At 45.9% G+C, this 15,084-nt stretch carries 15 protein-coding genes; 8 read left to right on the top strand and 7 right to left on the bottom strand.

The features are described 5' to 3' along the window. Positions 1 to 6: 6 nt before the first annotated feature. Together LQ777_RS08690 and LQ777_RS08685 are read right to left on the bottom strand one after the other, a co-directional pair. Positions 7 to 1,065 carry an SDR family NAD(P)-dependent oxidoreductase gene (locus tag LQ777_RS08690; RefSeq protein ID WP_232562126.1) on the bottom strand — a complete coding sequence of 353 codons (1,059 nt, stop codon included), beginning with the start codon at positions 1,063 to 1,065 and terminating at the stop codon, positions 7 to 9. Between the two features lie 29 nt (positions 1,066 to 1,094). After that, the gene (locus LQ777_RS08685) at positions 1,095 to 2,252 is read right to left on the bottom strand and encodes a zinc-dependent alcohol dehydrogenase (protein ID WP_232562125.1); all 1,158 of its coding nucleotides are present in this window, start codon (positions 2,250 to 2,252) and stop codon (positions 1,095 to 1,097) included. Positions 2,253 to 2,588: 336 nt separating this feature from the next. Between LQ777_RS08685 and LQ777_RS08680 the strand changes: the two genes are divergently transcribed. Both LQ777_RS08680 and LQ777_RS08675 read left to right on the top strand, forming a co-directional pair. Then, complete coding sequence (locus LQ777_RS08680) at positions 2,589 to 4,076, top strand: capsule assembly Wzi family protein (protein WP_232562124.1); 1,488 nt, start codon at positions 2,589 to 2,591, stop codon at positions 4,074 to 4,076. Positions 4,077 to 4,286: 210 nt separating this feature from the next. Beyond that, positions 4,287 to 5,378, top strand: a complete 1,092-nt coding sequence (locus LQ777_RS08675; protein ID WP_232562123.1) for an alpha/beta hydrolase — start codon at positions 4,287 to 4,289, stop codon at positions 5,376 to 5,378. Positions 5,379 to 5,555: 177 nt separating this feature from the next. Here LQ777_RS08675 and LQ777_RS08670 read toward each other — a convergent pair whose 3' ends face one another. Next, positions 5,556 to 6,413 carry a M23 family metallopeptidase gene (locus LQ777_RS08670; protein WP_280059685.1) on the bottom strand — a complete coding sequence of 286 codons (858 nt, stop codon included), beginning with the start codon at positions 6,411 to 6,413 and terminating at the stop codon, positions 5,556 to 5,558. Positions 6,414 to 6,493: 80 nt separating this feature from the next. Next, positions 6,494 to 7,315, bottom strand: coding sequence for a DUF1206 domain-containing protein (locus LQ777_RS08665; protein WP_232562122.1), 822 nt, complete (start codon positions 7,313 to 7,315; stop codon positions 6,494 to 6,496). 262 nt (positions 7,316 to 7,577) lie between these two features. Here LQ777_RS08665 and LQ777_RS08660 point away from each other — a divergent pair, with 262 nt between their 5' ends. From LQ777_RS08660 to LQ777_RS08635, 6 genes are all read left to right on the top strand, one after another. Next, complete coding sequence (locus tag LQ777_RS08660) at positions 7,578 to 7,955, top strand: hypothetical protein (RefSeq protein WP_232562121.1); 378 nt, start codon at positions 7,578 to 7,580, stop codon at positions 7,953 to 7,955. A gap of 66 nt (positions 7,956 to 8,021) precedes the next feature. Next, positions 8,022 to 8,519, top strand: coding sequence for a hypothetical protein (locus LQ777_RS08655; protein WP_232562120.1), 498 nt, complete (start codon positions 8,022 to 8,024; stop codon positions 8,517 to 8,519). Between the two features lie 209 nt (positions 8,520 to 8,728). Beyond that, positions 8,729 to 10,186 (top strand): Kelch repeat-containing protein, encoded by a 1,458-nt coding sequence (locus tag LQ777_RS08650; protein WP_232562119.1) that lies wholly within the window; start codon positions 8,729 to 8,731, stop codon positions 10,184 to 10,186. A gap of 74 nt (positions 10,187 to 10,260) precedes the next feature. Then, positions 10,261 to 11,163, top strand: coding sequence for a CHC2 zinc finger domain-containing protein (locus LQ777_RS08645; RefSeq protein ID WP_232562118.1), 903 nt, complete (start codon positions 10,261 to 10,263; stop codon positions 11,161 to 11,163). Between the two features lie 181 nt (positions 11,164 to 11,344). Beyond that, entirely contained in the window at positions 11,345 to 11,719 is a 375-nt protein-coding gene (locus LQ777_RS08640) for a hypothetical protein (protein WP_232562117.1), read from the top strand. Between the two features lie 36 nt (positions 11,720 to 11,755). Next, positions 11,756 to 11,947 (top strand): hypothetical protein, encoded by a 192-nt coding sequence (locus tag LQ777_RS08635; RefSeq protein WP_232562116.1) that lies wholly within the window; start codon positions 11,756 to 11,758, stop codon positions 11,945 to 11,947. A 214-nt stretch (positions 11,948 to 12,161) separates the two neighbouring features. On the opposite strand, the gene LQ777_RS08630 is transcribed toward LQ777_RS08635, so the two are convergent. From LQ777_RS08630 to LQ777_RS08620, 3 genes are all read right to left on the bottom strand, one after another. After that, positions 12,162 to 13,160 carry a hypothetical protein gene (locus LQ777_RS08630; protein WP_232562115.1) on the bottom strand — a complete coding sequence of 333 codons (999 nt, stop codon included), beginning with the start codon at positions 13,158 to 13,160 and terminating at the stop codon, positions 12,162 to 12,164. Positions 13,161 to 13,265: 105 nt separating this feature from the next. After that, positions 13,266 to 14,537 carry a hypothetical protein gene (locus tag LQ777_RS08625; protein WP_232562114.1) on the bottom strand — a complete coding sequence of 424 codons (1,272 nt, stop codon included), beginning with the start codon at positions 14,535 to 14,537 and terminating at the stop codon, positions 13,266 to 13,268. A gap of 58 nt (positions 14,538 to 14,595) precedes the next feature. After that, positions 14,596 to 14,997 carry a hypothetical protein gene (locus tag LQ777_RS08620; protein WP_232562113.1) on the bottom strand — a complete coding sequence of 134 codons (402 nt, stop codon included), beginning with the start codon at positions 14,995 to 14,997 and terminating at the stop codon, positions 14,596 to 14,598. Positions 14,998 to 15,084: the final 87 nt, after the last annotated feature.

The raw sequence follows: 15,084 nt of genomic DNA, 5'->3' as shown, positions 1-15,084 counted from the left end.
GTTACTTTATACAACCGCTTCTTCGACTGTTGCTTTAGCGTGGTGGTAAGCCCCTTTGACAGAGTCGCCGACCGATGCCAGTGCGTCCTGCGCCGACCGGCCAGCCATTTTGGCTTTGAAGCGCGCCTTTTTGGGTAAGCCCTTTCCGTAGGCTTCAACGGACCGGACCGCCGACTTATTCTGCGATAATAACCACAGTCCACCAAGCACTGCTGCGCCAACTACGAGCGCAAGACCAATCGATTTTTTCTGCGCTTGTTCCGCTTCCTCTTTCGGCGTCATGTCTTTGCGTGTTTGGGCCGCTAGTAGCGGATCAGGCAAAACGTGACCTAGTGCTACGCGTGCTTTGTTCGCCCAGCCTGCTACGACGTGATCTTTACCCTGCATGAGTGCTTCATAACCTTCTTTGGCAACATCCGATGGGTTGGCCGTTTTTTGCGGATCGGCTCCTTTGACATGAGCAGCCCCCGCTTTGTTGAAGAAGTCCGTGTTGGTTGCACCGGGCATGAGCACAGTAACCGTTACGTTCGTATCTTTCAACTCGTTACGAATTGCTTCGGAGAACGATTTGATAAACGCCTTGGTTGCTCCGTATACCGCCATCATCGGGTTAGGGACAACGGATACTTCCGAACCAAGCATCAGAATTTTTCCCTCGTTCCGGGCGACCATGTCTTTCAAGTACAGTTTGGTCAGATGCATCAGTGCCACCGCATTCACCTGTACAACATCGAGTTCTTTCTGTAGATCTGTTTCCGTAGCAAACAGACCATAGTGACCGAAGCCCGCGTCGTTGACCAAGACATCAATCGTCAATCCCTGCTGACTCGTTTCGGCGTAGATCTCTTCAGGCGCTTTTGGGTCCGCCAGATCTTTGCGAATGATTGTAGCCTGCGTACCGTATTGATTCTTAAGATTGTAAGTCTGCTGTTGCAAACTTTCTTCGTCGCGACCGATCAATACCAGCTTGTAGCCATCTTTGGCGAAGAGTCGAGTCAGTTCGCGGCCAATACCGCTGGATGCGCCTGTTATCAGGGCCGTTTTTCCATTAGGTTGTGTTTCCATCGTTGAGTGATTAAAGTCTAAGGTACTTATCAGGGTTTCAGGATCACCTTGGTACAGTCATCCTGTTTTTTCTTGAAGATGTCGTAGCCGTGCGAGATCTCCGACAGGGGTAGTACGTGCGATACGATATCGTCCAGCACCACCTTACCCTGCACCACCAGATCTAGTAGGTGATCAATATTTTTGTGAACGAACGACTGGCCAAAACGAACCGTAATGCCTTTGTCAAACATCCGCCCTACAGAGAAGTTGTCGAACGGTGTTCCGTACACCCCAACAACCGATACGATTCCACCCCGTCGTACGGCCTGAAAGCAAAGCTCCAGTATTTTAGGCGTTCCTTTTTCGAGGTTGATCACCGCCTTCGCTTTCTCCAGAAAGCTACGGTCGGCTTCCATACCAACGGCATCGACGCACAGGTCGGCTCCGCGCCCCTCGGTCATGCTGCGAATGGCTTCAACTACGTCAACCTCATTGGGGTTCAGCGTTTCGACCTTGTTGACGCGTCGGGCTCGTTCCAGCCGGTATTCGAGGGGGTCGATAGCAATAACCCGCCCCGCCCCTTGCAGCCAGGCCGATTTCTGAGCCATAAGCCCTACGGGTCCTGAACCGAAAATGGCAACGGTTTCCCCTCCTTTCAGTTCGCCCCACTCGATGGAACTCCATCCAGTCGGAAAAATGTCCGTCAGGAATAATACTTGTTCATCCTTTAACCCTTCCGGAACATGGCGCAAGCCGTAGTCAGCGTACGGAACACGCACGTATTCAGCCTGTCCGCCGTTGTAGCCACCATACAGGTCAGAGTAACCAAACAATCCACCACCTTTTTGGGTCAGCAGACCACCGTCCGGGCCGTAAAACTCGGGGTTAGAATTTTCGCAGTGCATTTCCAAGTGATGTTCACAGAAATAACACTTTCCGCAGGCAATCGTAAACGGAACAACGACGCGATCCCCTTTTTTAAGGTTGGTTACGCCCGAGCCTACGTCTTCGACGATACCCATGAACTCGTGGCCAAGTACCTCATTGCGAAGCTGAGGCAAAAAACCATCGTAAATGTGCAGATCGGAGCCGCAAATGGCGGTTGACGTGATGCGCAGGATAACGTCCCGCGATTGTTCGATTCTGGGATCATCCATTGTTTCATAACGGATGTCGCCAACTTTGTGAAAAACGGCTGCTTTCATGAAAAGAAAAGTAACTGGTCAATGCGTGTTCTGAAACGTGCTATCCGATTCAACTATCCCATTTACAATTAGTTTTAACCAACCTACCAATTGGACAGAATAACTATAGAAACAATCCATCATGCGCGTCAGCTGCTATCGTACTGAAACATGAATTGTTGTCGGTGAGCGCTGATTGAGAATCAGCCATTATGAACCGCTCAATACATCGGTGGCCTACTTCTTTCTCTGTCGTTCCGGATGGTCATAACACCTGCTATATTTACAGCTATATTACGTCTGCCGATCGCACTCCAACGAGTCACCGCACCGTAGTTCAAACGCGTAGTCCTGTTTATGCCGATACGTTTACGTTTAGTAAGCTTTTTCTGGGTCATGTTCCTGCCTGCCTGGGCGCAATCAGGTCGTTCAATAAACTACTCCGCTGAGTTGGGCGGCTTGGTAGCAACGACGCCACAGATACCTTTCTGGCTGCGGAGCAACCAATACGGTACAGTACCCCTGCGCGGTTCTTTCGGTACGGTACGACTTGGTGCGGAAAAAACTTACAGACCCAGGCCCGATTCAGCTTCCCGCCGTAAATCGCGCTTCGATTGGGGGTTCGGGGTCAATGTGGTAGCCAATGCTGGTTATCAAAAAGAGCCGAATCAGCCAACTGTTCTTCTGCCGCAAGCCTACGTGAAATTGCGCTTCGGTGCACTCGAATTAGTTGGTGGTAACCGGATGGAGGTGTTCGGACTGGGCGATACGGTGCTGACATCGGGCTTTGTGGCCTGGTCGGGCAATGCGCTTCCTTTTCCTAAAATTCAATTGCACACGCCTGATTTTGTGCCAATCGGTTTTACCAAAAACCTGATTGCCATCCGCGCGGGCTACGCACACGGATGGTTCGCCAACAGCTACATTCAGGGCAGCTACCTGCACCAGAAATACATTTACGCGCGTCTGGGAAAACCTAGCTGGCGAATGCGCTTTTACGGCGGCCTGAACCACCAGGTACAATGGGGAGGCCACGCTGACTACCTGGTCGGCACGCAACTGGCGGTGAACGGACACCTGCCTACCTCCTTTCAGGATTATCTGTCGATGGTAATCGGTCATTATCCCGACGCCCTCCAGAACGACCGCTTTACCGACTTTGATGGAACCAACCGGGTTGGCAATCATATCGGTAGTTACGATGTGGCTTTGGAATGGATTGGCACGAATCAGAACTGGTTACTTTACCACCAGCATATTTACGAAGATGCATCCGGACTAGCGTTACAGAACGTACCCGATGGCCTGACGGGACTTCGCTTCCTGAACCACAACACGACCGCAAGTTCTTTTTTCAAGCTGCGTCGGTGGGTGGTCGAGTGCCTTAGCACAACCAATCAAAGCGGGCCGACATTCGATCAGACAGCCCGTTATCAGGGGGGTGATAACTACTTTAATCACAGTCAGTACAAAGAAGGATGGACGTATCGGGGCAAAACGATAGGAACGCCTTTCCTCGCTCCGTACACGACACTGGCCGAACCCGTTGCCAACCTTGGCGGAAGTTTTTTCCCGAACAATCGGGTTGTAGCGTGGTACACCGGTATGGAAGGTGTATTTCGGCATGGGCCATCGCTAAAGGTCCGATTATCGTACAGTCGCAACTTCGGCACGTTCAATCAATCGTACCCGCACCCCTTTCACCAATTCTCGGCGCTGGCCTCGGCGCAATGGTCACTCAGCCGTCGCCTGGGCACTACGCTGCTGACAACCGTAGCCATTGATCGGGGCGAGTTATTTCCCAACACGGTCGGGAGCTTTGTCAGCATACGAAAGGTTTGGTAATTTCCCCTTTGTTTATCCTCCACTAGCGGGCCGAAGCAACCCGCATAACACCCTGCCGATTCTGGGTAAGGACCGTATCCGTTTACTCATGATGAACGAGCCGGATTTCGCCTTCCAATAAAATAAAAATCCCAAACTGGAATTAACAAAACTATCTGAATTGGAAACCGTTTTATGGAAAACCAATGATATATGAACAACGTTACATTTATGAAAAAATCTTTTCTATCCGGATTATCCCTGATAGTCCTGCTGGTTGCTTGCTTAACTGCCTGTCAGGATCACCGCATTCCGCTTCCCGGTCAGAGTATACAATCGAACGGGCCTAAGCCGGCTTATGCGCCCGACATGGACCCACAAATGCTGGCTATCATTGAAGAACTAGGCCGCCTGAATCCGACACCCTTGTACACGCTATCGCCACAGGAAGCCCGCATGAGACCTTCCGTGAAAGATGCTGTCAATTCGCTGCTCGACAAAAACAAGATTGTTGCCCCTAAATCCAACGTATCCATAAGCCAGCGGATGATTCCAGGTTGGGGCGGTACCCCTATCCGGATCGTTATTTACACACCGGCTGGTGCATCTTCTTCGGCTCCGGTGATCGTGTACATGCACGGCGGTGGCTGGGTTATCGCTAGTCCGGAAGTTTACGAATCGTCGTCGGTAGCACTGGCGCAGAACACGGGTGCGGTGGTTGTTTCGGTTGACTACCGGCTGGCACCGGAGAACAAGTTTCCGACGGCTCACGAAGATTCGTACGCTGCTTACAAGTGGGTGAAAGAAAACGCAGCATCCATCAGCGGCAATCCGGCTAAAGTAGCGGTTGCCGGTGAGAGTGCCGGTGGTAACATGGCTGTTACGGTGAGCATGATGGCCCGCGACCGGGGTTTGTCGTTGCCGGTTCACATTCTGTCGGTTTATCCGGTAGCCAACAACGACCTGACTACGGAGTCGTACAACAAGTACGCGAATGCGATGCCTTTGAGCCGCCCGCTTGTGGAATGGTTCGTTGACAAGTATTTCCGTAGCCCAGCGGACGGTGATACACCGTACATTTCGCTGGTAGACGTTGCTGATCTGCGCGGCTTACCCCCAACAACGATTATCGCGGCTGAAATCGATCCGCTACAAACGGAAGGAATGCAGCTACGCGACAAACTTGGTTCGCAAGGTGTTAAAGTCGATTACCGGCTTTACACAGGCGTAACGCACGAGTTTTTTGGTACGTATGCCATCGTGAAAAAGGCGGAAGAAGCTCAGGCGTTTGCTGCTATGCAGTTGCGTGATGCATTCAAATAACTTTCTGACGCCAGTGACGAATTGATTCACTTATTTACAAACACGAAAGCAACCCCGAGTGAGGTTGCTTTCGTGTTTATAGGCAATAACGAAGATTTACTTATCAGTCATTGGCTTGATTCGTTCAAATCACTGTCAAAATCAGCAGCAACCAAGCGAGATGCTTTATTGCTAGTCTTACTTCACTTCCGGAATATCGGCGGGGTCAATCAACAGAAAGCCCGGATTGATGCAGGCTCCGTGCCAACGCACGCCAAAGTGCAGATGAGGTCCGGTTACACGTCCGGTTTCACCAACGAGGCCAATTTTCTGTCCCTTGGTAACCGTTTGATTGGGTTTTACCTGATAGCTCTTTAAATGGAAGTATTCGCTGATCAGCCCGTTACCGTGGTCGATGTAAACTGAATTACCGCTGTAAAAATGATTCGCGGCCAACAGTACGCGGCCATTCCCAACGCTCAGTACAGGTTTACCAGCACTTACTGGATAGTCCTGTCCCGTGTGCCGGTCCCGAGGCTGCCCGTTAAAGGTTCGGCAGGCTCCGAAATTACCTTCACCTTTTGGCAAGGGTTCGGCAGGCTTACCAGCGGGCAGATCGAAAACCGCCGGACGCACCGTTTCTTTGTAACGAATCAGCGGATTAATAACCGTTGCTTCTTTGGCAGCGCGTGCCTGATTCTGGGCCGAGACATTGATATATTCTTTTTTGGGAAAGTTGGTGATGTCTTCCTGCTGGCATTCTTTCGGCGTAACGGTTAGCTGAGCCGATTCTAGTTTGCCACCCGTTGTCCGGCGCGAAACGGTATACTGGCCGGGCTTCATGTCCATGTCTACCGGATAATAACACGTACCGTTGACAGCCGCCCAGGCTCGTTTTTCAAAACTACAACGCAGGCAATTACCCGCCCAGCGAGCAACTTCGCCTTGAGCGACACTAACGGACTTAGACGGTTCGGCGGAAGCAGACTTTTTGCTTTGCGCGTGCGTCAGGCTAACAACAAGGCCCAGCACGACTGTTACGATTACGCTTTTCATGGATTGATAGGGGAATGTATGCCCGTTACAACCCGAGTAGGCCACCCTGTGTTTTAGTGACGTTCAGCCCAATACATCGATTATTCTATTGTTTTGACGGGAAAGTAACGAGCCATTGCCAGCATGAAGCAACCCATTAACAAAAATCCGGTGGCAACTCCCAACTGAAGCCCCCACCCGCCGGGCAGCGTTTTGACAGCCTTGATGATATCATCCATATTTTTGACCCAGTGCGGATCTTTGGCCAAAGCGCCTTTGATCAGATACCAGCCCGTTCCGGCCAATGTGCTACCCACTGTCAGGAATCCCACCAGACCGCAAAGCCACAGAAAGCCTTTCCCTATACGATTTACGCCTTCGAGCTGTAGTCCTTTATAAACACAACCCGACAAGCCCTTGTAGAACTGAATACCCGCCCAGGTAATGAAAATACTACCAACCAGTATGACCAGCCAATCTCCTCCTTCGATCTGCAATAGCTTGGCCACCCAGATCTGTTTCTGGTTATCGTCTCCGCTACCCTTGCCCAGCAATAGCTTTACCGCCGTGAAACCTAAACCGCCGTATGTAATGGCACTAAGGGTGTAATTGAGCCGGTAAAGCCACCCGCCTGGACCGTTTCCTTTTTTGTAAGGATCATTCCAGATTTCGAACAGTCGCCACAGGGTATGCCCTGCCAATGCCACCGCAATAAAGGCAATCAAAACCTTTCCGAAGGGGCTGATGGTCAATTGTTCCAGCACCTGTTTGCGACTCGGATCTGCATTACGCTCTCCAAAGGCAAACTTGGCGGTAAAGACGGCGATTGACCCATAGAATACGGCTTTCGCGATATAACTGGCTTTGGCTAGTCTTTCGATACCTTGTAAAGACCTTTGCTTGATTGTTTCTGTAGCGATCATGTACTCGTTCTGCTACCCTCCCACTTTGGGTCCGGTATACGTGTGTACGTCAATAACGGGCTAAACCGGTTTAGGTTATTCCAGCGGCTATTTCTTAGCCAAAGCCCTCCGGTTGGGTATCACCTTGCCTAGAAAAGCACAATCGGGCAAGCCCTGCATTCGTTTTATAGATCGACTATTAAATCAAAATTTATAAGCCGGTACCGCTAGTTTCTGCCGAATTTTTACAGAAATTTAGTACCATTTCCTTCCACAGAACAGCATGAAGAAACAACCCTCAAAAAAGGTTCTCTCAATCAACGAGTTGAGTCCGGATAAGGTGTTGGCCCGTTGGTTAGCCGAGGTTTCTACGCTCCAGCAACAGTACAGCCTATTGAACAACTACATCGCTGGTACTGGTGAACTGCCGCAAGATCCATCAGCAGCCGGGTACGTCGGGCAGTGCACCCTGCGGCAGTTAATGAGCTTATGTGAAAGACTGCACAGCGAACTGGCCGACTTACTTCAGGACATGAAAGAGCCGGATCAACTGTCGGCTCAGCAAAAGTTCAACAAACTAGCGATGCACACTTTACAACTGGAAGAATTGAATCAGCATACACAACTCATGCTTCATCTGGCCGAACTACCCGCTTCCTGACACGCTTCTGGTTTTTTAAGAGCCAGCGCCTTAGTTTATTATCCAGCTAATTCAACAAACGACGTGTTGCCTAATACACAATTATTTAATCAAATTCTCGAACAGTATTCGTTCAGCGTGGCTCACCATTGCATCAATTCAGTTAGTCCAGACACGCAATCGGAGCTTATTGCCTTCATCAACCATATCGATAACAATCCTGACACGACCGAACTGATCGGCATCAGCGCAACGTCGGAGCCTATTCAGGAAATAGCTAGTCCGTGGCAGGAGGTGTTAAACGAACCCGTTAACTGGCATTCCGTTCATACACAGTGGCTAGTGGGTGTTACGCGCCAGCGAACCAAGCGCCACCAACGCTACATAACCCATCTGGAAGAAACAATCCGAACTACCGAACACCGCATTAACGAACTAAAAGCATCGCTCGCAAGTGAAGACAGCCAATCGAATTTACTGCGCTGGTATGAGCAAAATCGGGACAACTACCATCGGTATTTGTTAGCGGCTCAACAGGTACATCAGGCCAGTTTACAGCAGTTGTCTTCTTTAGAGAACCATTAGTGGAGTTGATCAAATTCGTTGCCATACGTTTAAAGAAGCCGTGCGGTCAGGTTTGAGAATCTGACCGCACGGCTTCTGTTTCACCTCACTGGGTTGTAAAAAGACCCGGTTTGCGCACGGTTTTCAGGCCATAAAAAAGGTACAGGAATCGTTAATAGGATAAGTAACTTGTCTGAATAAGCGATCGTTTACCACTATCCAGGAGAGCCATGAGACTTTACTTTCTTCTACTTACGTTTACGCTGTTGGTATCCGGTTGCCATCGATCTACGGTAGATCCGTCACAACCAATTCCGGACGAGCAACTTCCTGAGCCTCCACTTGTCGAGGTAAAGACCCTGACCGACAGTTTATACATCAGCGCTCAGACTATCTACACCCGGACGGCCAACACCGATGTGCGTATTTCCTGTCGATTCGGACGGGCATACAGCTCTCTTCGTGCCAGCCAGATTCGCGAGGTTGGCTTTTGTCTGTCTTCGACTGATTCGGTTTTATCCGTCAAGAACCCGCAACACCTACGCCTTAAAGCGACGCTCGATACATCCCAATACCTGTTTACGGCGAACATTCAGAATCTATCCCCCGGTCAACGCTACTATCTGGAGCCATACATCATCTTCAAGAACGGGCGTGTGTATTATGGCCGCTACTTACCGACGCCCCGTTTGCAGACACCGAGCTGGTTGCCACGTCCTCCGATGAACGCCATTACCCGCTTTACGGCTCCCCAAACCGACAAATCAGCCTACAAACCTCTTACCGTACTGAACCGGGCGACGGTCCCATTCACCTCACTTCTTTACGACGATTATTTTTTCACCTGCAACGATAAGCTGTATGTGCTGGGACGAGAAGGAAGCTTATTTCAGTACGATGCCGATCAGGATAAATGGGTAGCCCGTCAGCGCCTGACTATTGAGCCTTCTGACCGCTTTAATGGCTCTCCTGCTATCGTGTTTAGCGTGAACAACAAAGGGTATGTCCTGTATAAAGATATACTGTCTCACAGCGCTACCTTTCAGTGGGAGTATAACCCGGAGTTGGATCAGTGGACCAAAATCAGCACGCCCGACACACCCGATATCACCGCTTACAAGTACGCGTATCAACAGAATAACCAGGTCTATCTGAGCGATATCTATCGCAAGCAGATACTCCGATTCGATGCGCAGCAGAAAAGCTTTCAGGCGGTTAACTCGACGAACGTGATTGACTACCTGACGAATTACAGGCCAATCGTCAACGTCGCCAGCACACCGTATGCTTATTTTTCCAGGTACGACGAAACTGGCAACGGGGAGCTATATGCATCTCGCTACGATCCCTTGACTGATCGCTTTGGTGAGGCAAAGCTCGTTTCCGACAGAAAAAGTGATTTACAACCTTCCTTTGCTGTTACGTCAACGGATGATTTGCTATTGGGGCTAGGCACGAGCACACGGCTGATTCCGGAATCCCGCATCATCACCCATAGCATGGTGATCAATGATGATTTGATTCGCTATTCCACTACGTCGGGTCAGGTCACGGCTCGCTACGATCTCTCGGTGTTAACGAACAGCGCTTACGACAGCCCGTTTAGCAGTTACAGAGCCCTTTTTGTGGGTGGCAGAATCTATGCCATCGATCAGTCAAACAGCCAGATGCGAGAATTGCGCTTTTAACCATTTTCGAGGAAATGACCATTTTCGGTAAACGGAGTGTTCTTCGGTTTTACCAGAAGGTCAAACAGCGTGGTATGATTACGCAAGAACTGATTCAACAACTGTGTCAGATATCCATTACGGACTACCTGGCGAGTAAGGGTATTCTGCCTGTTCTTAAGCGCGGACAGGAGTTTGCTTACCTGTCTCCCCTGCGGGATGAGAAAACACCTTCCTTCTTCGTGCATCCGGTCAAGAACGTATGGAATGACTTTGGGGGCGACCGGGGGAATCTGGTTCGTCTGGTTCGCCAACTTGAACAATGTGATTTCGTGACCGCGATTCAAACGCTACAACAATTTACCTACCAACCACCAGCAACTCTATTTTCCTTCGACGACCCAGTAGCCAACAAGACTCTGAACGAAAAGGAATCAATCATTGCCGTTAAGCTGCACGACAATCCGGCTTTAGTCCCCTACAGTGCTCAGCGTCGCATCAGCTACCCCATAGCCCGCAAATACCTGCGTGATGTCTATTATCAATCCATCTACAAACGCCTGTTTGCCGTGGGCTTTGAGAATGACAAAGGCGGCTTTGCGCTGCGCAACCAATGGACCGACAAAGACAAAAACGTTCGTGAAATCAAGCGTAATATTGGCCCCTCCTGGTTCACAACCATTGCGGGCAAACATCAGCGAGTGGTCAACGTGTTCGAAGGTTTTTTTGACTTCCTAACGGCGCTGGACTATTACCAGGTAAGCGAACCGAACTGCACGACGATTGTGCTCAACTCAACCAGTAATCTCGATGTCGCCCTACCCCTGCTTACTCAGTTCGCTCAAATCAACGCCTATCTCGACAATGACCAAGCCGGTAGCACGGCCTTAGCCAAGATCCAGGCATCAGGTGTATCGGTTGTAGACCGTTCAACGCTCTATCAAGGCTATAAAGACTTCAATGAGTTCTGGATAAACCGGGAAGTTCCTAAAATTTGAGGGTGCAGTGCCAGCACAGACAAAACGCGCTTAGTGGATGCCACGCTATATACATAGTGTGGCACTTTTGTTTATAGCAATTTAAAAAGTCGCACCCTTTAAAGACTTTGATCAGCCGTTTAGCATTCAAGCTATTATAGCGGTCGAGCCGTTACCGTGTCAGCTACCGAACAAAAACGCTGTGTTCAAGCGGCTAAAGCGATCGGCCTTGAGTTCGCTGGGGTGGACATCATACGGGAATAAGGCTCCTAACTTCTACATCACGGAGATTAATGGTAATCCGGGTACGGGCATCATTGATATAACGGGCTACAACTACTTTGTCGATCTGGTGCAGCACATTGAAACAAAAACCGGCAACACGGTCGGTAGTACCCCTAGCCCACCCACACCCCCGCCAGCTGCGGCCCCGGCTCCCCCACAGGAAGAAGCTTATGTCTATCCACCTGATTATGTCTCTTTGGTTATAATGGAGCAGAACAACCAACACTTGACACCTACTCAGCATGCGATGTTAGGCTTTTTTAAGCTACGCTATGGACGCATCAGAGTTTAAACACGCTGTATTAGTTTACTATAACCAATCAAGCCAATGGCAAACGAAAAAGAGTTAACCGGCATGCATCTCTTCAAGTCATTACAAGATCGGCAGAGCAAAGGTCAGTCGATGAGTCCTGAAGAACGGGAATGGTTTGAGGCCCAAAAGAAAGGGAGTCTAAAGCACCGAATCCGCATCGAAGGCGGTGGTTGCAATCGAGATCAAAACTATGGTTCGGAGCGATGAGAAAACGAGACAAAAATAAAGAGCCAGTTCATATATCGACAATTCTGGCGCAAATATTTCAGACAAAATCAAAGCTAAAAGGAAACCCGAAGTCTTTAAATGAATAATCTACGTTAAAGCTTAGCTGTAATATCATTCATACCGCCAAAGGAGATAGATATACATCGCTAAAAAATAAAGTCAAACTTACTTTTTAGCGATGTATATCTATTAATTATTTCTTATTTATTTCCTGCAACAAACTTGTAAATTCATCTAAACTATATATCTGTGTAATGATACCCTCACTTTCATAAACAGCTTTACTCTTCTTAGCTGTTTTTTTATCATTAGTTATAAATACATCACAATACGCAGCATAGTAGCAATGCAATGCATCATTGAACAAATTACTATACTTATTCTTGTCTGACAACTTATCAGAATTATAACCTAAAAAATCTAGTTGCATAAATTTATGGACTATTACATCTTGATAAGATTTCTTATAATATAAGTTACTTTGGTTGGATGATGCGAGTTCAGTAAAAGACGTATTCAATAAAGTATTTGGCAAAAATTCGTCTAACTTATCAACTATATTATTGAGTGCGCTTATATGAGGATCAATACCGATACTCTCTTTAACCATTTTCCTTAATTCATTGTATAAGCTAGGGTCATCAGATATAAGTTCCAAAATATTAAAAGTATCGTGTAGAACTGCATACACATTATTTTCCTGTTGAGATAACGGATATAGATTGGCTAGAGCTGGGTAATTTTTTATAATATAGCCAAAGTCAATGTCGTGGGGTATTGCTTTGAATACATCAAATACGCCTGTCTTTACTAATTCATCAATACCCGCAGTGAGCTGCGTAAAGTTTTTAGATTGTAAGTCATCTAAGCTGATTGTCGTCTCAAAAAACTCCTTTGGAGATCTTTTGTGCCACTTAGGAACATCTTCACCCCAATATTTAGCTATACATACATCCCAAGTAAGTAATGATAAGTAGTTGAGAGATTTTTCTACACGTTCTCTTTCTCCTTTCTTATAACTTTTTGACAAATCATTCATGTGAGCATTGGAATACGGTATAGCCACATCTTTTCCGCGAGTTTCAAACTTATCTTTTATATATAATAATTTTTTTTGTATATCTATATTATTTATATATGAGGGATCTGCAAGATTAGTTATTATGTTCCAATCTAAGTAAACTGTTATCATTATAATTATACGTTTATTTGAAGTGTAATGAACAATCTATTCTTACCTTAATTAACTATTCCGAACTTTTAAATTATAGCAAGTTATTTGTTTATTTATAAGTCTTTACAAGTATTCAAGTGATGTACCTATCATTTTTATTATATAAAAATCTTCCACAATTTTCCATTGTCCTTCTTTTTTAGTATTAACTATCAACTCTGTAGATTCTTTATTACAATACAACAACCTAAACTTGACAGTATATTCATTAGGCTGATTTAATTTATGAGATACATTAACTATAGTTTCAATATCAACTGTACACGAAGACACATCATTGATACTAATTATTTTAAAACTAATCAGATCTTTTTCTTTAAAAGTTTTATTTATTCTCCCAGCCATTTGCCCTTTAGTATAGTAATCTGATTTGTAAATACTTAAAGCCATACCACCGTAATTTTTTTTCTTCCACAATTCAATGAATTCTACTAGTGCTCTTTCTGGAGATCTCTCTACATAGTTATCAGCACTACCAGAATCAGGACAATCAACTCCTACTACTACTGGAGCTCTTTTAAAAACATCCATATTAATTACTTCTGATAGATCAGCAGTAATCTTATCCATATCATTTTGAATATCGTCTAAAGTCTTAGTTACTTCTTTACTATAGATTTCTTTTCTTGTTTCTTGATCTTTTTGTGCTGCTAGCACATCCCTCACTACAAATAATAATACCCAACATTTAGTTGCAACCTCTTGATTTGCAAAACCTAAATCTCTACCGTGTAATATTCCATTACGGTAAGGAAGAGAAATACGATTTTTATTAGTAGTACCTCTAGATTTATAATATATAGTTTTTAACGCTTGTAAACCACTATCGTGTCCAGCAATAGAGTCCCAGCTTACAACTTCTGACTTATCAGAAAAAAAACCTAAGTTATTACCTGAATCGGCAACAACTCCATCAATCATCATAAGTAATAAAGGAACACAAGAGTGATAACGTCCACAGATAAAGTCTGCATATGCAAGCTTAATAATATGTAGTCTATCTCTAAACGGTTCTGTTCCCCAAAGTCTAGTGATCCCTATTCTAATAGTATCTTCATTATAATAATCTATTAAATATTTTTCTGCTTGAGTTATACCTTTTTCTTTATGTAATCTCAATGCTTTTTCCATAACTGGCACACTAAGAGATTCATGTGAAACCCAGCCTTTATCAGTAAACACTCGATTAAAACGGTCAGAAATTGTACTTAAGGATAAAAATTTAGTTTTAAGTACATTAATCTGTTCTTTTTCTTCGTATGTAACAGCTCTGTTTTCTAATTCTAATAATCGCTTCTTGTAAAGATCAAAGCTAGGTATATCAGAAATATTCATTATATATATAATTATACTGTTTGATTTTAAGAATTTATATTATGCCAGTATTTATATATTATTCTTTAAGATCTTGTATAACGTTATACAGCTCAACACAATCATTACCAAAGTTCTCTTTTACATTTAAGGTTTCGTTTTCAGCATATTCATCTAATGAATCAATATCATCCTCTGTGTTCGATCCGAGTTTTTCTTGGAAAAACGAATCTTTAATTTTGTCTTGCTCAAAGGAAGCATACTGATACAACAAAGTACCGGGATCAGTCAGAGAAAGAATACGCTCTAAACCTTCAATATATTCACTTACTTTCTCTCTAAACTCTTCCAATATAATTTTACCATTTGGAAGGTTATATTCAAGATTTGGTTCAACATCGCCACCTTCCTTAGCAGCAGAGTATAGGTTTAGAACTTTAGATAGAAAACTATTCTCGAAATTTTCGAACTCAGAATTCATTTCTTTAAGATTTAGTGAAACGACTTATTTACAAAATATTATAGATACATTATAGGTGGCACATTTTAAAAAAACCCCGAAATCAGG

The sequence above is a fragment of the Spirosoma oryzicola genome (assembly GCF_021233055.1).
GTDB lineage: Bacteria > Bacteroidota > Bacteroidia > Cytophagales > Spirosomataceae > Spirosoma > Spirosoma oryzicola.
Note: the sequence above shows the minus strand (reverse complement) of the source record. Positions and strands in the feature narration are given on the sequence as shown.